The organism is Streptomyces sp. NPDC001507 (genome assembly GCF_042894765.1).
Taxonomy (GTDB): Bacteria; Actinomycetota; Actinomycetes; order Streptomycetales; family Streptomycetaceae; genus Streptomyces.
The window spans coordinates 276,539-295,954 of the sequence record NZ_JBIAVV010000015.1; the positions used below are offsets into that span (position 1 = coordinate 276,539).

General features: G+C 70.0%; 11 protein-coding genes, 1 tRNA gene, 1 rRNA gene and 1 pseudogene. 2 read left to right on the plus strand and 12 right to left on the minus strand.

Annotated features, from left to right (window positions below):
• Positions 1-21 precede the first annotated feature (21 nt).
• Entirely contained in the window at positions 22-786 is a 765-nt protein-coding gene (locus tag ACFY0K_RS40780) for an SDR family NAD(P)-dependent oxidoreductase (RefSeq protein WP_390644110.1), read from the plus strand.
• A 336-nt stretch (positions 787-1,122) separates the two neighbouring features.
• Here ACFY0K_RS40780 and ACFY0K_RS40785 read toward each other — a convergent pair.
• The 9 genes and pseudogenes from ACFY0K_RS40785 to ACFY0K_RS40825 all read right to left on the minus strand — a co-directional run.
• Positions 1,123-1,200: pseudogene (locus ACFY0K_RS40785) on the minus strand (DNA starvation/stationary phase protection protein); the annotation flags it as partial.
• 208 nt (positions 1,201-1,408) lie between these two features.
• The gene (locus ACFY0K_RS40790; protein WP_351484950.1) at positions 1,409-1,783 is read right to left on the minus strand and encodes a helix-turn-helix transcriptional regulator; all 375 of its coding nucleotides are present in this window, start codon (positions 1,781-1,783) and stop codon (positions 1,409-1,411) included.
• Between the two features lie 109 nt (positions 1,784-1,892).
• Positions 1,893-2,438, minus strand: a complete 546-nt coding sequence (locus ACFY0K_RS40795) for a CinA family protein (protein ID WP_390644111.1) — start codon at positions 2,436-2,438, stop codon at positions 1,893-1,895.
• On the minus strand, positions 2,435-3,190 hold the full coding sequence (gene pgsA / locus ACFY0K_RS40800) for a CDP-diacylglycerol--glycerol-3-phosphate 3-phosphatidyltransferase (RefSeq protein WP_351961744.1): 756 nt from the start codon (positions 3,188-3,190) through the stop codon (positions 2,435-2,437). The genes ACFY0K_RS40795 and pgsA overlap by 4 nt, the downstream gene beginning before the upstream one ends.
• Positions 3,187-4,659, minus strand: coding sequence for a 30S ribosomal protein S12 methylthiotransferase RimO (gene rimO, locus ACFY0K_RS40805; protein ID WP_390644112.1), 1,473 nt, complete (start codon positions 4,657-4,659; stop codon positions 3,187-3,189). Before rimO ends, pgsA begins: the two co-directional genes overlap by 4 nt.
• Positions 4,660-4,751: 92 nt before the next feature.
• On the minus strand, positions 4,752-5,594 hold the full coding sequence (locus ACFY0K_RS40810; RefSeq protein WP_388604467.1) for a helix-turn-helix domain-containing protein: 843 nt from the start codon (positions 5,592-5,594) through the stop codon (positions 4,752-4,754).
• Between the two features lie 291 nt (positions 5,595-5,885).
• Positions 5,886-8,633, minus strand: a complete 2,748-nt coding sequence (locus tag ACFY0K_RS40815; protein ID WP_390644113.1) for a DNA translocase FtsK — start codon at positions 8,631-8,633, stop codon at positions 5,886-5,888.
• Positions 8,634-8,757: 124 nt separating this feature from the next.
• A complete protein-coding gene (locus ACFY0K_RS40820) occupies positions 8,758-9,438 on the minus strand; it encodes a two-component system response regulator (RefSeq protein ID WP_189262252.1) in 681 nt (226 codons plus the stop codon).
• Between the two features lie 274 nt (positions 9,439-9,712).
• The gene (locus ACFY0K_RS40825; protein ID WP_390644114.1) at positions 9,713-15,169 is read right to left on the minus strand and encodes a HAMP domain-containing protein; all 5,457 of its coding nucleotides are present in this window, start codon (positions 15,167-15,169) and stop codon (positions 9,713-9,715) included.
• 398 nt (positions 15,170-15,567) lie between these two features.
• Here ACFY0K_RS40825 and ACFY0K_RS40830 point away from each other — a divergent pair, with 398 nt between their 5' ends.
• Positions 15,568-18,321, plus strand: a complete 2,754-nt coding sequence (locus ACFY0K_RS40830; protein ID WP_390644115.1) for a SpoIIE family protein phosphatase — start codon at positions 15,568-15,570, stop codon at positions 18,319-18,321.
• Between the two features lie 74 nt (positions 18,322-18,395).
• Here ACFY0K_RS40830 and ACFY0K_RS40835 read toward each other — a convergent pair.
• The 3 genes from ACFY0K_RS40835 to rrf form a co-directional block, all read right to left on the minus strand.
• Positions 18,396-18,471 (minus strand) — tRNA-Thr (locus ACFY0K_RS40835).
• Between the two features lie 76 nt (positions 18,472-18,547).
• Positions 18,548-19,210 carry a DegT/DnrJ/EryC1/StrS family aminotransferase gene (locus ACFY0K_RS40840; protein ID WP_390644124.1) on the minus strand — a complete coding sequence of 221 codons (663 nt, stop codon included), beginning with the start codon at positions 19,208-19,210 and terminating at the stop codon, positions 18,548-18,550.
• 113 nt (positions 19,211-19,323) lie between these two features.
• Positions 19,324-19,416: ribosomal RNA gene (gene rrf, locus ACFY0K_RS40845) — 5S ribosomal RNA — on the minus strand; the annotation flags it as partial.

Below are 19,416 nucleotides of genomic sequence, written 5' to 3' on the forward strand. Positions count from 1 at the left end.
AAACGCTCGTACCGTCCCTTCATGCCCCTCAAGGCGTACGACCTCACCGGACGCACCGCATTCGTCACCGGCGCCGCCGGCGGCATCGGCCGGGCGTCCGCCGTACTGCTCGCCGAGGCGGGCGCGTCCGTGCACTGTGCCGACCGGGACGCGGACGGCCTGCACGAGACGGCGGCGCTGATCAAGGACGGGGGCGGCACCGCCCGTACCCACACCCTCGACGTCACCGACCGGGAACGGCTCGGGGAGGCCGTGCGGTCCTGCGGGCGGCTGGACGTCATGGCGGCGATCGCCGGGATCATGCACCGCAGCCCGGTGCTGGAGACCAGGGACGGGGACCTCGACCGGGTGCTGGGCGTCAACTTCAAGGGCGTGCTGTACGCCTGCCAGGAGGCGGCCCGGCTGATGCTGGCCGGGCGGAGCGGGGGCAGCATCATCACCATGGCCTCCGGGGCGATCGACACCGGCGGGCCCGGCCTGCTCTGCTACGGCGCGGCCAAGGCGGCCGTGGTCCAGCTGACCAGGACGCTCGCCAGCGAGGTCGGCCGGCAGGGCATCCGCGTCAACGCGGTCGCCCCGGGCTGGACCCGCACTCCCATGACCGACCGCGACGACAGGGCGGAACAGCAGCAGACGGAGGCCCGGATGGCCCGGATGTCGCCGCTGGGCCGGGTCGGCGAGGCCGCGGACGTCGCGCACGCCGTGCTCTACCTGGCGTCCGACGCCTCCTCGTTCACGACGGGCCAGATCCTGCGCCCGAACGGAGGGGTGGCGATGCCCTGGTAGCCCCCGGCGTCCGCCAGGCCGTCCGCCAGCGGGCCGGCCCCAGGGCCCCCGCCGCCCGGCTCCTCGGCACGCAGTTCACCGGCAGCAGGCTCAGTCCCCACCCGCCGGCGGCCACGGTGCCCTCGAGCGCCCCGGCGCCGTCGGCGAAGGTGATCCGCAGCACGGCCCACCACCACACCGCCGCGAACCCCAACGCAACCCCCCAGCGCACTATCCGCCCCACCATGGCCGCCACCTCCAGCCGGACGCTAGAACGCCGCCCGGCCCACTGGGGAGGCGCACCGAGGGCTCACCGATGCAACGGCCGTGGACCGGCATCGGCGTCTGCTACGCGTTCTCCACGAGGGCGCCCCACGCCGCCTCGGGCACGGTCTTCGGGTCCGCGTCGGACAGCGGGCTCTTCACGACGTACATGCGTTGTCTCCGGTCGTCAGCCCCCGGTAAGCGTTCCTCCACCATGACCGGATCGGCGGACACCGGCAAATGGACGCATGCCGTCCACGGACGCACGAAAGCCCCGGCCGCCCCCTCCCAGGTCTCCCCAGGGAGGGGCCCCGGCCGGGGCCTCGCGCACTTCTTCGACGCCGGGTCGGCGCCGCGTCGGTCTATCTCCGCGCAGGGGTCACGCGGCGACCACGTCCACCGCCTCGGCGGGCGCCTTGATGGTCACCCGTTCCGGTGGCACACCCGTCACCGAGACGGTACCCAGCATCGGGCGAACCGGCGTGGGCACGGGCTCGGTGGCCTGGGCGGACTGGGCCAGCTCGGCAAGGGCGAGCTCGTCGCTCACTTCTCGCATGAGCTCGGACATCCGTACGTCCAGCGCGTCGCAGATGGCGGAGAGCAGTTCGGAGGAAGCCTCCTTCTGCCCCCGCTCCACCTCGGAGAGATAGCCGAGTGAGACTCGGGCGGACGAGGAGACTTCGCGCAGAGTACGGCCCTGGCGCTGGCGCTGCCGACGCAGCACGTCACCCAGCAGGCGACGGAGCAGAATCATCGGTGGCTCCCTCCTCGGACCGCGTAGCCGCATCCTTCACGCCCCACCGTACCGCCTCGCGCCGCGGCCGTGCGGGGAGCGATGTCGTGTTCACTCAGGGCTGCAAACATCAAAACCCCCCGTTCTGTTCCGTATCCTGTGCCCGCTCATTCCCAGTCTGTTCGCTCGCAAGCTCCCTCAGAAGCAGTGCGAGTACGCTCCGTACACTCTCTCTACGAATTTCCGCGCGGTCGCCGTTCAACCTCAGGGCCTCCACTTTTCCGCCAGCGGCAGAACCGGAACCAGGGCCGAACGGCCCGTCCACGGCCACGAAGACCGTCCCGACCGGCTGGCCGTCCTGTGGTTCCGGTCCGGCGACTCCGGTGGTCGCGAGGCCCCAGTCGGCACCCAGCACCTTGCGCACTCCGGCGGCCATCTGGGCCGCGACCTGCGGATCCACCGCGCCCCGCTGGGCCAGCAGAGTGGCGTCGACGCCCAGCAGCGCGTGCTTCAGCTCGGTCGCGTAGGCGGTGACCGAGCCCCGGAACGCCTTGGACGCCCCGGGCACCGTGGTGATCTCCGCCGCTACCAGGCCGCCGGTCAGCGACTCGGCGACAGCGAGGGTCTGACCCCTCACCGTCAGTAGTCGCACCAGTTGGGCGGCCGTGGAACTCACGCTTCCGTCTCCTCCAACGCTGCCGCGCGCTCGGCGATTCCCTGCCGCCGCAGCACAATGGCCTGTCTCACATAGTCGAGGCCGGTGACGACGGTCAGGACGACGGCCGCGGCCATCACCCAGAACCTCAGGGTCGCCAGCCACCCCGTCAGTGCCAGCACGTACATCCCTACGGCCACGCCCTGGGTGAGGGTCTTGAGCTTGCCGCCGCGGCTGGCCGGGATCACGCCGTACCGGATGACCACGAAACGCATCAGCGTGATGCCGATTTCCCGGGCGAGGATCACGATCGTCACCCACCAGGGCAGGTCGCCCAGCCCGGACAGGCAGATCAGCGCCGCTCCCATGATCGCCTTGTCGGCGATGGGGTCGGCGATCTTCCCGAAGTCGGTGACGAGGTTGTAGGTGCGGGCCAGATGCCCGTCGAACAGGTCGGTGATCATGGCGATGGCGAAGGCCGCCCAGGCGAGCGAGCGCCACGCCGGGTCGTAGCCGCCGCCGGCCAGCATCAGGGCGACGAAGCCGGGCACCAGGACCAGCCGGAGCATGGTCAGCAGATTGGCGACGTTCCACAGGCTGGCCTGGTTGACGGCGGCAGCGGCGATCTTCCCGCCGCGCACGGGCCGCTCGCCGTCGTGGGAACCGGAGCCGTGGGAACCGGAATCCGGGGCGGCACCGGAGGTGGCGGCGGAGCCCGGGGCGCCGTGCGCGCCGGAGGGGCCGCCCGCGGCGGACGCCGGGACTCCGGTCATCTGCCCGCCTCCTCGCTCCATGCGGGCGAGCCCTGCAGCGGCTCGGCCACCAGGTCGACACCCTCCGTACCGACCACCTTCGCCTCGACCATACGACCGACGCGCAGTCCCGCGCCGCTGGTCAGCAGCACCTGTCCGTCCGTCTCGGGCGCCTGGTGGGCCGCCCGGCCGTGGACGCCGTCCTCGTCGTCCACGGACTCCACGAGGACGTGCACGGTCTCGCCGAGGCGCTCCTCGGCCCGCTGCGAGACGAGTTCCTCGGCAAGCCGGGAGATGTGCGCGAGGCGCTCGTCGACGGCCTCCTCGGGCAGCTTGTTCTCGTAGGTGGCCGCCTCGGTGCCCTCCTCGTCGGAGTAGCCGAAGACACCGATGGCGTCCAGCCGGGCGCCGTTCAGGAAGCGCTCCAGCTCACCGAGATCGGACTCCGACTCACCGGGGAAGCCGACGATGAAGTTGGAGCGGACACCCGCCTGCGGCGCCTTGCTCCGGATGGTGTCGAGCAGCTCCAGGAAGCGGTCGGTGTCGCCGAAGCGGCGCATGGACCGCAGCACCCCCGGCGCGGAGTGCTGGAAGGACAGGTCGAAGTACGGGACGACCTTCGGGGTGGAGGTCAGTACGTCGATCAGGCCGGGGCGCATCTCGGCGGGCTGGAGGTAGCTGACGCGCACCCGTTCGACGCCGTCCACCTCGGCCAGCTCCGGCAGCAGGGACTCCAGGAGACGGATGTCACCCAGGTCCTTGCCGTAGGAGGTGTTGTTCTCGGAGACCAGCATGATCTCCTTCACGCCCTGTTCGGCCAGCCACCGGGTCTCGTTCAGCACGTCGCTCGGGCGGCGTGAGATGAAGGAGCCGCGGAAGGAGGGGATGGCGCAGAAGGAGCAGCGGCGGTCGCAGCCGGAGGCGAGCTTGACCGAGGCGACGGGGGCGCCGTCGAGGCGGCGGCGCAGGGGCGCACGCGGCCCGGAGGCGGGCGCGACGCCGTCGGGGAGGTCGGCGGGGCCGTGCCCCGGGAGCGCCACCGCTGCGGCCGAGTCCTGCCGCTCCGCGGGGCTGATGGGCAGCAGCTTGCGCCGGTCACGCGGGGTGTGCGAGGCGTGGATGCCGCCGTTGAGGATGGTCTGCAGGCGGTCGGAGATGTCGGAGTAGTCGTCGAAGCCCAGCACGCCGTCCGCCTCGGGCAGCGCCTCGGCGAGCTCCTTGCCGTACCGCTCGGCCATGCAGCCCACCGCCACGACGGCCTGGGTTCTGCCGTGCCCCTTGAGGTCGTTTGCCTCCAGGAGGGCGTCGACGGAGTCCTTCTTGGCGGCCTCGACGAATCCACAGGTGTTGACGACGGCGACGTCCGCGTCCGATGCGTCCTCTACGAGCTGCCAGCCGTCCGCCTCCAAACGGCCTGCGAGCTCCTCCGAGTCCACCTCGTTACGGGCGCAGCCGAGAGTGACGAGTGCGACGGTACGGCGTTCAGGCATGGGCTCAAGACTACTTTGTCTCGCTGACAGCCCACGTCGAAGGGGCTGGCCGATCATGGCCAACCCCTTGTGTACGCGCATAATCCGAACGATTATCCGACTTCCGGGTCACCCTTGGTGTACGTCAGGCGCTCCACCGCGCCGGGCCGGAACTGGTCCTCGATCTTCTTTCCGTTGACGTAGAGCTGGATGGCCCCGGCGTCACCGAGGATCAGGTTGATCTTGGAGTTGTCCTGGAAGGTCTTGGACTCGCCCTTCTTCAGGAGCCCGTCGAAGAGCATCCGGCCGTTGTGGTCCTTGGCCGAGATCCAGCTGCGTCCGTTGACCGCGCTGACCTGGACGGTGACCTTGTCCTGGGGCGCGGCGGCGATCGCGCTGTCGGAGGGGCCGGGGGTCTTGTCGGGCTTGCTCTCCTTCGGGGTCGGCGAGACCGGCTTGCTGGTCGACGGGGCGGGGCCCTCGGCGACCGACTGCTTGGCGTCGTCGCCGCCACCGCCCTTGAAGGCGGTGAAGCCGACGAAACCGATCACGACGACGATCGCGGCGACCATGGCCGCCGTCCAGTTGGGTCCGCGACGCTCGGGGCGGATACGTTCCGCCTCGAACAGCGGCGCGGCGGGCGTCGGCGCGGGCCGCCCACCACCGTGGTCCGCCGCGAACTGCGCGAGCAGCGGCTCGGGGTCGAGGCCGACGGCCTTCGCCAGGGTCCGGATGTGCCCGCGGGCGTAGACGTCGCCGCCGCAGGGGGCGAAGTCGTCGGCCTCGATGGCGTGCACGATGGCGATACGGACCCGGGTGCTCCCGCTGATGTCGTCGACGGTCAGCCCGGCGGCGATGCGGGCCTGCTTGAGGGCTCGGCCTACGGAGGGGCGGTTTTCCTCGGACACGTCTGGGAACGGACGCTCGTCTTCAGGGGAGTTGCTGCCGATGGACACGGGGGCGCCTTTCGAGCGTGTAGCCACCTGTGCTGGAGGTTCAGTCTATGGGGGGTGCAAAAGGGTGAGGCAACCGGGCGGTACGACTTTGTACGCCATCGGTATGGCCCGACATCCCGATGACGGGTCAGGTGCGCGCCCCAGAATGGGGTACACACCTTTCCTCTCGCTCAACTTGACGTACGTCAAAGGGAAACGGTTGCCCGACGGTCCCTAACGGGTGGATCACGGTGATGACTCCACCCGGCCCGCAGGCGCCCGTAGCCCTCAGACAGGCCTACCCCTCTAGGTCTACCCCTCGGACTCCCCACGGATCACAGCAAGCACCCCGTCCAGCTCATCAGGTTTTACCAGAACGTCGCGCGCCTTGGACCCCTCGCTCGGCCCGACCACGCCCCGCGACTCCATGAGGTCCATGAGCCGGCCGGCCTTGGCGAAGCCGACGCGCAGCTTGCGCTGGAGCATGGACGTGGAGCCGAACTGGGTGGAGACGACGAGCTCAGCGGCCTGGCAGAGCAGGTCGAGGTCGTCGCCGATGTCCTCGTCGATCTCCTTCTTCTGCTTGCTGCCCACGGTGACGTCGTCCCGGAAGACCGGCGCCATCTGGTCCTTGCAGTGCTGGACGACTGCGGCGACCTCCTCCTCGGTGACGAACGCGCCCTGCATACGGGTCGGCTTGTTCGCCCCCATCGGCAGGAAGAGCCCGTCGCCCTTGCCGATGAGCTTCTCGGCGCCGGGCTGGTCGAGGATGACTCGGCTGTCGGCGAGCGAGGAGGTGGCGAAGGCGAGCCGGGAGGGCACGTTCGCCTTGATGAGACCGGTGACCACGTCGACCGAGGGTCGCTGGGTGGCGAGCACCAGGTGGATGCCGGCCGCCCGCGCGAGCTGCGTGATGCGCACGATCGCGTCCTCGACGTCGCGCGGGGCGACCATCATCAGGTCGGCCAGCTCGTCGACGATCACCAGCAGGTACGGGTACGGCTGCAGCTCCCGCTCGCTGCCCTCGGGGAGCTTGACCTTGCCCTCGCGGATCGCCTTGTTGAAGTCGTCGATGTGCCGGAACCCGAAGGCGGCCAGGTCGTCGTAGCGCAGGTCCATCTCGCGTACGACCCACTGGAGCGCCTCGGCGGCCCGCTTGGGATTGGTGATGATCGGCGTGATCAGGTGCGGGATGCCCTCGTAGGCGGTCAGCTCGACCCGCTTGGGGTCGACCAGGACCATCCGCACGTCCTCCGGGGTCGCCCGCATCATGACCGAGGTGATCAGGCAGTTGATGCAGGACGACTTGCCGGAGCCGGTGGCGCCCGCGACGAGCATGTGCGGCATCTTCGCCAGCGAGTGCATGACGTAGCCGCCCTCGACGTCCTTGCCGAAGGCGACCAGCATCGGGTCGTCGTCCTCGGCGGACTCGGCGAGCCGCAGCACGTCCCCGAGGTTGACCATCTCGCGGTCGGTGTTGGGGATCTCGATGCCGACCGCGGACTTGCCGGGGATCGGGCTGATGATCCGCACGTCCGGGCTGGCGACGGCGTACGCGATGTTCTTGGTGAGCGCGGTGATCCGCTCGACCTTCACGGCGGGGCCGAGCTCGACCTCGTAGCGGGTGACCGTCGGGCCGCGGGTGAAGCCGGTGACGGCGGCGTCGACCTTGAACTCGGAGAAGACGGTGGTGAGCGAGGCGACCACCCGGTCGTTGGCCTCGCTGCGCGCCTTGCCCGGGCCACCGCGGGTGAGAAGGTCCAGAGTCGGCAGCGAGTAGGTGATGTCGCCGGAAAGCTGGAGCTGCTCGGCGCGAGGGGGCAGGTCGCGGGGCTTCTCGGGCGCCGGTTTGGTCAGGTCGGCGACGACCGGCTCGACCTTGAGCCTCTCCTGCTTGGGCCGCGCGGCCGGCACCGGACTCGGGCTCGGCGCCGGCACGGGCGTGGGGGTGGTGTCCTCGCGGTCGCCCACGCTGACGCCCTGGGTGAGGTCGGCGACGAGCGGCGAGGGCGGCATGCCGTGCAGGACGGCGCCGTCGAGCGCGGCCGCGGCGGCCGCCGCGACGTCCACGGCGTCCATCTGGCGGCCCAGCTCGGGCTGGGGCACGGCGGAACGCCGCGGACGGCCCCGGCGCTTGGCGAGGGCCTCCTGCTCGGCGCCGTCGGGGTCGTACTCCTGGGGGGCGCCGGAGCGCCTGCGGGGGCGCGCGGGCAGCGCCTGGCGCCACTGCTCGTCGTAGCGCTCGTCGTCCTCGCCGTACTCCTGGTACCCGTCGTCGGGCTCGGGGTCGTGCAGCAGCCCGAGGCGCGCGCCGAGCGCCCGCAGCCGTTGCGGGACGGCGTTCACCGGGGTCGCGGTGACCACGAGCAGCCCGAAGATCGTGAGCAGCACCAGCAGGGGTACGGCGAGGACCTCGGTCATGGTGTACGTCAGCGGGGTCGCCGCCGCCCAGCCGATGAGGCCGCCGGCGTCCCTTATGCCCTGCATGCCGTCGCTGCGGGCGGGCGAGCCGCAGGCGATGTGCACCTGGCCGAGCACGCCGACGACCAGTGCCGACAGGCCGATCACGATCCGCCCGTTGGCGTCCTGCTGCTCGGGGTGGCGCATGAACCGCACGGCGATCATCGCGAGCAGTATCGGCACCAGCAGGTCGAGGCGGCCGAAGGCGCCGGTCACGAGGATCTCGACCAGGTCGCCGACCGGACCGCGCAGGTCGGCCCAGGTGCCGGCGGCGACGATCAGGGCGATGCCGAGCAGGAGCAGGGCGATGCCGTCCTTGCGGTGGGCCGGGTCCAGGTTCCTGGCTCCCTGTCCTATGCCACGGAAGACGGCGCCGACGGCGTGCGCGACACCGAGCCAGAGGGCGCGCACCAGGCGGTACACGCCCCCGGTGGGGCTGGGCGCCGGCCTGGGTGGCGGCGCGGACTTCTTCGCCGGGGTCCTCTTGGCGGGCGCCTTCTTGGCCGGGGCTTTCTTCGCGGCGGCCTTCTTCGCCGGAGCCTTCGAGGGAGCGGCCTTCTTCGCGGGCTGCTTCTTGGCTGCGGAGGGACGTGAGGCCATGGGTGTGAGGTTACCGGGGGATGCGACAGGGGACACGTGTGCCCACTGCTTCACCCGTTCGTGTCGCCCTTCGCGGGGCGCGGAACTGACGCACGCTCATGGGCAACTGGGTCCGCGGTCGCGGTCAGTTCTGCGAGGGGAGCGACGGCGTGGCGCCGCCGGTGCCCGGCTCGAGGGCGTCGAGCGCCCGGCGCAGGCCGGTGAGTTTGCGCTCCAGGTGGGCCGCCGTGGCCACCGCGGCCGCGTCCGCGGACTCGTCGTCCAGCTGCTTGGACAGCGCCTCCGCCTGCTCCTCTACGGCCGCGAGCCGGGCGGACAGCTCGGCGAGCAGCCCCGCGGACTCCTTGCCGGCGACCGCGCCCTTGCCGCCGCCCTCCAACTGGAGCCGCAGCAGCGCCGCCTGCTCGCGCAGCTGGCAGTTCTTCATGTACAGCTCGACGAACACCGAGACCTTGGCGCGCAGCACCCACGGGTCGAACGGCTTGGAGATGTAGTCCACCGCGCCCGCGGCGTAGCCCCGGAAGGTGTGGTGCGGGCCGTGGTTGATGGCGGTGAGGAAGATGATCGGGATGTCCCGGGTCCGCTCCCGCCGCTTGATGTGCGCCGCGGTCTCGAATCCGTCCATGCCCGGCATCTGGACGTCCAGCAGAATCACCGCGAAGTCGTCCGTGAGCAGTGCCTTGAGTGCTTCCTCCCCGGACGATGCCCGCACCAGTGTCTGATCGAGCGCAGAGAGGATGGCCTCCAGCGCCAGCAGATTCTCCGGCCGGTCATCGACCAGGAGGATCTTGGCCTTCTGCACCATGGCCCGCCCTCCTCGCCCCGGATGTGCACCGGGCGCCGCCCCAGGGGACGACTCCCTTTCGCCGCCCGTCCTTGTGCCGGTCATGGTAGCCGCACCCCGCCTGTCGCCACACCCTGTCACCGCGATGTCACTGTGCACGTAGCAGAAACGCAGCCGGAGACCAGAAGGTTCCCCCAATACCGCACTTCTACACGGGTTCCGCCACCCTGAGTCAGCAACTCCCCGTGCACACGGAACGTTCCCACAACGTTCACATCACACCTGATCGTTCCGGTCACTCCCCGCGCATCCACTGCTCCATCACCGCCAGCAGGTGATCGGGGTCGACCGGCTTGGTGACGTAGTCGGAGGCGCCCGACTCGATGGCCTTCTCCCGGTCGCCCTTCATCGCCTTCGCGGTGAGCGCGATGATCGGCAGCCCGGCGAACTGCGGCATCCGGCGGATCGCATTGGTCGTCGCATAGCCATCCATCTCGGGCATCATGATGTCCATCAGGACGACCGCGACATCGTCGTGCTGTTCCAGGACCTCGATGCCCTCCCGGCCGTTCTCGGCGTACAGCACCGACAGACCGTGCTGCTCCAGGACGCTGGTGAGCGCGAAGACGTTGCGGATGTCGTCGTCGACGATCAGCACCTTCTCCCCGCCGAACCGCATGCCCCGGCGCGGCTGCGGGGACCTCGCCTCCTGCTCGGCGAGCACCGGCCACGCCTCGGCCAACGGAGCCCCCCGGCGGCGGCGCCTGAAGAGCGCCGCGGCGCCGTTCTGGGTCTCCTGGTACGACTTCACCTCGGCCGGCGTCTCGATCTCCACGCCGGACATCTCCAGCGCGAGATGCTGCGAGGCGACCAGGTCCCCGGCCTCCAGCTGGGGCACGGACTGCTGGTAGCCCTGCGGCGGCAGCTCGCTGGGGTGCAGCGGCAGGTACAGCGTGAACGTGGAGCCGCGGCCCGGCTCGCTCTGCGCGTGGATCTCACCGCCCAGCAGCTGCGCGATCTCCCGCGAGATCGAAAGACCGAGGCCCGTACCGCCGTACTTGCGGCTGGTCGTGCCGTCGGCCTGCTTGAACGCCTCGAAGATCACCCGCATCTTGCTGGCCGCGATCCCGATGCCCGTGTCCGTCACCGAGAACGCGATCAGCGGCGCGTCCGGATCGCTGAGCGAACCGGCCTCCAGGAGCTGTTCCCTGATCCCCACCGGGACGTCGCCGCTCGCCGGCCTGATCACCAGCTCCACCGAGCCGGAGTCGGTGAACTTCACCGCGTTGGACAGCAGGTTGCGCAGCACCTGGAGGAGCCGCTGCTCGTCGGTGTGCAGGGTGGCGGGCAGCTCCGGCGAGACCCGCACCGACAGGTCCAGGCCCTTCTCCGCGGTCAGCGGCCGGAAGGTGGCCTCCACGTAGTCCACGAGCTGGACGAGCGCGATACGCGTCGGGGAGACGTCCATCTTGCCCGCCTCGACCTTCGACAGGTCCAGGATGTCGTTGATCAGCTGGAGCAGGTCGGATCCGGCGCCGTGGATGGTCTCGGCGAACTCCACCTGCTTCGGCGACAGATTGCCCTCGGCGTTGTCGGCGAGCAGCTTGGCCAGGATCAGCAGCGAGTTGAGCGGGGTGCGCAGCTCGTGCGACATGTTGGCGAGGAACTCGCTCTTGTAGCGCATGGAGACGGCCAGTTGCTCGGCGCGCTCCTCCAGGACCTGCCGGGCCTCCTCGATCTCGGTGTTCTTCACCTCGATGTCCCGGTTCTGCTGGGCCAGCAGCTCGGCCTTCTCCTCCAGTTCGGCGTTGGACGCCTGGAGGGCCTTCTGCCGGTTCTCCAGCTCGGCCGACCGCTCCTGGAGCTGCTCGGTCAGCTCCTGCGACTGCTTCAGCAGCACCTCGGTCTTGGTGTTCACGGAGATGGTGTTGACGCTGGTCGCGATCATCTCGGCGATCTGGTTGAGGAAGTCCTTCTGGATCTGCGTGAACGGCGTGAAGGACGCCAGCTCGATCACGCCGAGCACCTTGCCCTCGAACAGCACCGGAAGCACGATCACCTGCGCCGGCGGGGCCTCGCCCAGCCCGGAGGAGATCTTCAGGTACCCGGTGGGCGCCTTCTCCACCAGGATCGTCCGCTTCTCCTGCGCGGCCGTCCCGATCAGCGCCTCACCCGGCCGGAACGACGTCGGCATGGAACCCATCGAGTAGCCGTACGACCCGAGCATGCGCAGTTCGTACGCGTCCTCGTTCTCGGCGCTCATGTCCTTGCCGTCGACCAGCGGCATCGCCAGGAAGAACGCGCCGTGCTGCGCGGTCACCACCGGCGTCAGCTCGCTCATGATCAGGGAGGCCACGTCCACCAGGTCGCGGCGGCCCTGCATCAGCGCGGAGATCCGGGCCAGGTTGCCCTTGAGCCAGTCCTGCTCCTGGTTGGCCACCGTGGTGTCGCGCAGGTTGGCGATCATCTTGTTGATGTAGTCCTGGAGTTCCTGGATCTCGCCGGACGCGTCCACGTCGATCTTCAGGTTCAGGTCGCCGCGGGTCACCGCGGTCGCCACGCGCGCGATGGCACGCACCTGCCGGGTCAGGTTCCCGGCCATCTCGTTCACCGACTCGGTGAGGTCACGCCAGGTGCCGTCCACGTCACGCACGCGTGCCTGGCCGCCCAGCGCCCCCTCGGTGCCCACCTCGCGGGCGACCCGGGTGACCTCCTCGGCGAAACTCGACAGCTGGTCGACCATCGTGTTGATCGTCGTCTTGAGTTCGAGGATCTCGCCGCGCGCGTCGATGTCGATCTTCTTGGTCAGGTCGCCCTTCGCGATCGCCGTGGTGACCATCGCGATGTTGCGGACCTGGCCGGTCAGGTTGGACGCCATCTGGTTCACCGACTCGGTGAGGTCCTTCCACGTCCCCGCCACACCCGGCACGTGCGCCTGGCCGCCCAGGATGCCGTCCGTACCCACCTCACGGGCCACCTTGGTGACCTGATCGGCGAACGAACTCAGCGTCTTGACCATCTGGTTGATGGTGTCGGCGAGCTGGGCCACCTCGCCGCTCGCCTCGATGGTGACCTGCCGGGTCAGGTCGCCGTTGGCGACCGCGGCGGACACCTGGGAGATGTTCCGCACCTGCATGGTCAGGTTGTTGGCCATCTGGTTCACGTTGTTGCTCAGGTCCTTCCAGATGCCCGTGACACCCGGAACCCGTGCCTGGCCGCCCAGGATGCCCTCGGTGCCCACCTCACGGGCCACCCGGGTCACCTGCTCGGCAAAGCTGGACAGCTGATCAACCATGGTGTTGACCGTCGTGACGAGCTCAAGGATCTCGCCCTTCGCGTCAACAGTGATCTTCTTCGACAGGTCGCCCTTGGCGACCGCCGTCGTGACCTCGGCGATGTTGCGCACCTGGATGGTCAGGTTGTTCGCCATGAAGTTCACGGACTGGGTGAGGTCCTTCCAGGTGCCCGCCACCCCCTGCACCTCGGCCTGGCCGCCGAGGATGCCCTCGGTGCCCACCTCGCGCGCCACGCGGGTGACCTCCTGGGCGAACGACGACAGCTGGTCGACCATCGTGTTCAGGGTGTTCTTCAGCTCCTGGATCTCACCGCGCGCGTCCACGGTGATCTTCTGGGAGAGGTCGCCGCGGGCCACCGCGGTGGCGACCTGGGCGATGTTGCGCACCTGGGCCGTCAGGTTGCCGGCCATGCCGTTCACGGAGTCCGTCAGGTCCCGCCACACACCGGCCACACCGGGCACCTGCGCCTGACCGCCCAGCCGTCCCTCCGTACCCACCTCGCGGGCCACCTTGGTGACCTGGTCGGCGAACGCGGACAGTTGATCAACCATCGTGTTGATCGTGTTCTTCAGCTCGAGGATCTCGCCGCGCGCGTCGACGTCGATCTTCTGGGACAGGTCGCCCCGCGCCACCGCCGTCGTCACCTGGGCGATCTGCCGCACCTGGGAGGTCAGGTTGCCGGCCATGAAGTTGACGGAGTCCGTCAGCTCCTTCCAGGTGCCCGAGACGCCGTCCACGCGCGCCTGGCCGCCGAGGCGGCCCTCGGTGCCCACGTCCCTGGCCATCCGCGTCACCTGGTCGGCGAAGCTGGAGAGCTGGTCCACCATCGTGTTCACGGTGTTCTTCAGCTTCAGCATCTCGCCGGAGACGTCGACCGTGACCTTCTGCGACAGATCACCGTTGGCCACCGCCGTCGTCACCTGGGCGATGTTGCGGACCTGGCCGGTCAGGTTGCGGAATGCAGTGTTGACGGAGTCGGTCAAGTCTTTCCAGGTACCGGCCGCTCCGGCGACCTGCGCCTGGCCGCCCAGCTCACCCTCGACCCCGATCTCCCGCGCCACCCGGGTGACCTCGGCACCGAACGACGACAGTTGATCAACCATGCCGTTGACGGTGTTCTTCAGCTCCAGCATCTCGCCAGCCACGTCGACCGTGACCTTCTGCGACAGATCACCGTTGGCCACGGCCGTCGTCACGGCGGCGATGTCGCGCACCTGGGTCGTCAGGTTCCGGAACACCGTGTTGACGGAATCCGTCAGGTCCTTCCACGTGCCCGCCGCGCCCGGCACGTTCGCCTGCCCGCCGAGCCGCCCCTCGCCACCGACCTCGTTGGCCACGCGCGTGACCTCGTCCGCGAAGATCCGCAGCGTCTCGGTCATCTGGTTGATCGTCTCGGCGAGCTGCGCTACCTCACCGCGCGCCGGAACGGTGACCTTGCGTGACAGGTCACCGTTGGCGACCGCGGTGGTCACCTCCGAGATCCCGCGCACCTGGGCCGTCAGGTTGCCGGCCATGGTGTTGACGGAGTCGGTGAGCTCCTTCCACGTCCCCGCCACCCCCGGCACGTGCGCCTGACCGCCCAGGATGCCGTCCGTACCCACCTCACGGGCGACCCTGGTCACCTCGGAGGAGAACGCCGACAGCTGGTCCACCATCGTGTTGACGGTTTCCTTCAGCTCCAGCATCTCGCCGGCGACCTGGACCGTGACCTTCCGCGACAGATCACCCTTGGCGACCGCCGTCGTCACCAGCGCGATGTCCCGCACCTGTGCCGTCAACCGGTACGCCATCGTGTTCACCGAGTCCGTGAGGTCCCGCCACGAACCCGACATGCCACGCACGCGTGCCTGACCGCCCAGCTTGCCCTCGGTGCCCACCTCGCTGGCCACCCGCGTGACCTCGTCGGTGAACGTCGACAACTGGTCGACCAGGTTGTTGACGGTCCGCCCGACCTTCAGGAACTCACCGCGCAGCGGATGGCCGGCCCCGTCCGGCGACGGCGACCGCAACTCCATGCGCGGCGACAGGTCGCCCTCGGCCACCGCCGTCAGGACCCGCCCCACCTCGGAGACCGGGCGTACCAGGTCGTCGACGAGGGCATTGGAGTTGTCGATGGCAGCCGCCCAGGAGCCCTCGCAGGTGCCCGTCTCCAGCCGCTCCGTGAGCTTTCCCTCACGTCCGACGACACGCCGCACCCGGGACAGCTCACCCGTGAGGTGGAGATTACGGTCGGCCACCTCGTTGAAGACCGCCGCGATCTCCGACATCACGCCGTCCCCGGACACCGTGAGCCGCTTGCGGAAGTTGCCGTCCCGCATCGCCACGAGCGCCACCAGCAACCGGTTCAGGGAAGCCGTGTCCACCTCGGTGGTCCCGTCACCGCCCCGCTGCCTGCTCAGGGACGGTCCGCCCTTCGCGCGCGCCCTAGTGCTCCGCGCCGCTGCGCCAGACTCCACTGTGTCCCTCCCGCAGGGGTCGACCGTTACTGCTGTGCTCGGACACCGCCGTACTCGGCGTACCGCTTACTCCGGCGTACCAGTTACTGCTGCGTATTTCTGCCGGACGAGATCCAGCCACACCAGGGGCTGCTGCCCGCCCTGCACGCAACGCATTCGGGCTGACCGGACCTTCATCACAAGCTTGCCCAGTGTTTCACCCTCGCCGAACCAGGCCATAACAGTTCGGCAGCTTCGCACATCGTCCGCACACCCTGGGGGCGTAAACACTGGCGACCGGCATCCGCTCGGACGGCGAAGGTAAGTAACCTTGCATGCGGCTGTCCAGCCGCACCGGTCCGTCCGGCCTGGGCGGTGGCACGAGAACGAGCGGGCATTCGGAGGGGCGGCCGCAGACCATGACCACCGGAGTGATCCCCGGGGGACACAACCCGGAGCCACGGCCCACGGGCGAGCGCATGCCGCAGCAGCGCCACCAGCCCGGCCAGGCAAGCCCGCACGTCGAGACCCGGACGGGGAGTTCTGTGATCACCGCGCGCGCGGCCGCCACCTTCGAGCCCCTCGGGCGATCGGTCGCGACCGCCAGGGCCTTCGTCCGCGACACCCTCCAGGGCTGGGGCTTCGCGGACGTCGTCGACGACGCCGTGGTCCTCACCAGCGAACTGGTGACCAACGCCGTGGTACACGCCGGCACCCACGCCGACGTCCTGTGCCTGCGCACGGACGACGGGGTGCGCATCGAGGTCGCCGACCGCTACCCGGAACGCGAGGTGCCGCTCCAGGGCTCCGCCGTCAACATGGGCAGCCCCGACCGCGAAGGCGGCCGCGGACTCCAGCTCTGCGCGGCCCTCGCCGCCCGCTGGGGCGTCGAGTACACGTCCACGCACAAAAATGTCTGGTTCCAGCTGGATCTTCCGGAGCGTCCGGTCGGCACCCGCGCCGCCGGCCCGTCCCTGCCGGCCGACCTGCTGCCCCTGGCCGACGGCAGGGTCCGGGTCGCGGTCGTCCAGATCGACCGCAAGGGCTCCATCTCCGCCTGGAACGAGGACGCCGAGGAGATCTTCGGCCACAGCGCAGCCGCGGTCACCGGCAAGCCGCTCACCGACCTCGCCGCCTGGCCGCACACCCCCGGCACCGGCACCGGCATCGCCGAGGCGCTCCAGCTCTCCCGCTGGGAGGGCAGCTACGGCATCCGCGGCGCCGACGGCCGCGTGACCCCTGTCTACGCCTCGCACCTGCGCGTCCGCGACACCGGAGGCGAGCCCTCCACGGTCTGCCTGCTGGTACGCGACCACGAACGGGCCGTCCTCCAGACCCCGTTGCGCCTGCCCGCCTCGGACGCCGGCGTCACCTCCGACGGCCAGAGCAGCGACCCCTTCGAGGTGTTCATCGGCTCCCCCGCCCCGGACGACCTCGACGGCCTCCTCCAGCGCACGGTCGAACGCGCCCGCGACATGCTCGACGGCGACTCCGCGTTCCTGCTCCTCGCCACCGACGACGAGACCGAGTTGGAGGTCCGCGCCTCCACCGGCCTCCCGTCGGCCCGTCAGCGCTTCGCGCGCGTGCCCGTGGAAGCCGGCCCCGGCCGCTACGGCTCGGCCCGCATGCCGGCCGTACACGACGACCTGGCGGCCGTTCCGGGCGCGGTCCCCCTCCTCACCGGCACCGGGATGCGCTCGGTCGTCACCGTCCCGCTGAAGGTCGAGGGCCGCCTCACCGGCTCCCTGGGCGTCGCGGCCGAGGCACCGGGCAGATACTCCAACGAGGAGGCGCTGCGCCTCCAGTTCGCCGCCGACCGCATCGCCCTGGCCGTCGAGTCGGCCCGCCTCGGCGAGCTGGAACGGCTGCGCCGCGGCTCGCTCAGCTTCCTCGTCGAGGCCTCCGACCTGCTCGCCGGCACCCTCGACCGCGACCAGACGCTCGCCCTGATGGCCCAGATGACGGTCCCCACCCTCGCCACCTGGTGCGCCGTCTACACCATCGCCGACCAGGCCTCCGACCCGTACCTGTCGTACGTCCTGCACGAGGACGAGGAACTCATCGACGGCATCAAGTCGTTGCTCGCCAAGGTGCCCCCGCCGGACCCGGTACCCACGCCCGGCGCCCGCGTCTGGACCGCACCGGGCGAGCACGCCCACCAGGCCGCCCTGCGCAGCTCCATGCGCAGCCTCGGCCTGACCGGCGGCCCCACCCGCCAGGTCTCCTCCGGCATCGGCCCGACACTCGCCACCGCCTCCGCCGTGGGCGGCGAGACCGTCGTCCTGCCCCTGGTCGCCCGCAACCGCGTCATCGGGATGCTCACCCTCGGCAAGCCCACCGACGAACACTTCCGCCAGGAGATCCTGGAACTGGCCGAGGACCTGTCCCGCCGGGCCGCCCTGGCCCTGGACAACGCCCGCCTGTACTCCGAGCGTACGGCCATCAGCCAGGCCCTCCAGCGCAGCCTCCTGCCTCCGGGGACCCCGCACATCGAGGGCATGGAGGTCGAGGTCATCTACCGCGCGGCCGGCGAGGGCAACGAGGTCGGCGGCGACTTCTACGACGTCTTCCCCATCGCCGACAACGCGTACGGCTTCGCCATCGGCGACGTCTGCGGTACGGGCCCCAACGCGGCCGCGGTCACCGGCCTCGCCCGGCACGCGCTCCGCCTCCTGGCCCGCGAGGGCCTCAGCGGCCCCGCGGTCCTGGAACGCCTCAACTCGGCCATCCTGGACGAGGGAGCCCGCAGCCGCTTCCTGACCCTCCTGTACGGCGAGATGCGCCCCCAGGAGGACGGCAGCGCGGAGATGAAGGTGGTCTGCGCGGGCCACCCGCTCCCGCTGCGCCTGCGCCAGGACGGCACGGTGGAGGCGGCCGCCGAACCGCAGCCCCTCCTCGGCGTCATCGAGGACCTGGAGCTGTACGAGCAGACGGTCACCCTCGACCCGGGCGACGTCCTCCTCTGCGTCACCGACGGCGTGACGGAACGCCGGGAGGGCACCCGCATGCTCGGCGACGACGGCCTCGCCGACGTCCTGACCACCTGCACGGGCCTGACGGCGGGCGCAGTCGCCGCGCGCATCATGCGCGCGGTGGAGCGTTTCGCTTCGGACGCCCCCTCCGACGACATGGCCATCCTGGCGATGCGGGTCCCCGGTCTCCAGAAGGACTGAGAGCGAGGACCGGCGGGGAACAGCCGCCGGCAAGCACAAAAAAGTCCCGCCCTTTCGGGCGGGACTTTTCTTGCTGGAGCCCCCAAACGGAATCGAACCGTTGACCTTCTCCTTACCATGGAGACGCTCTGCCGACTGAGCTATAGGGGCCTGTTGCCTTTTCGAGGTTTCCCCCGCGGCAACGGAATAGATCATACCCCGAACAGGCCCGAGTTCCCAAACTCGTTCAGAAGGCGGGCTGAAGCAGTCCGCCGAGGGCATTGCATGCGGACACGATCCGCTGCATCTCCCGCTTCGTCAACGCGGCGTCCACGGGCAGCGCGAGCGTCTCGTCCGCAGCCACCTCCGTTTCCGGCAGCGATACACAGCGCCGGAATTCCGGCAGCCGGTGCACCGGTGTCTTCACCGGCACCCGGCAGTCAACTCCCTTGCCGCGCAGGGCCCGGGCGAAGGCGTCCCGGTCGGGCCGGCCGTTCCCCGGCACTCGCACGACGTACTGCTGGTAGGTGTGCCCGTCACCGCCGTCCGGTGTTCGCACACCGCGCAGCTTCGCGTCGAGATAGGAGGCCCGCTGCCGGCGCTGCGCGACCTCGTCGTACGGAGCCTCGGACTCACCCTGCTCCAGCACCAGCAGCCCGTGCCGCTGCCCCAGCCGGCGCAACCGCTGGATATCCGCCCACCGTCCGAACCGGTGCACCACAACCACCGCCGCGGAACGGGAGGTTACGGCCGCCTCCACCGCCGTCACGTCGAGGCAGTAGGTCAGCGGATCTATGTCGGCGAACACCGGAAGCGCACCGGCCAGTGTCACGGCCTCGGCGACCTCGACGTTCCCGAAGGCCGGCACGATGACCTCGTCGCCGACTCCGACACCGGCGGCCCTGAGCATTGCAGCAGTACCCATGCTGCGATGCTCGGCGCGGAACGTGAACGACACGTTACGCAAACCAAAAAAGGGTTGGACCCGGAACCGAAGTTCCAGATCCAACCCTTTGAAGAATTGTTCGGCGGTGTCCTACTCTCCCACAGGGTCCCCCCTGCAGTACCATCGGCGCTGTGAGGCTTAGCTTCCGGGTTCGGAATGTAACCGGGCGT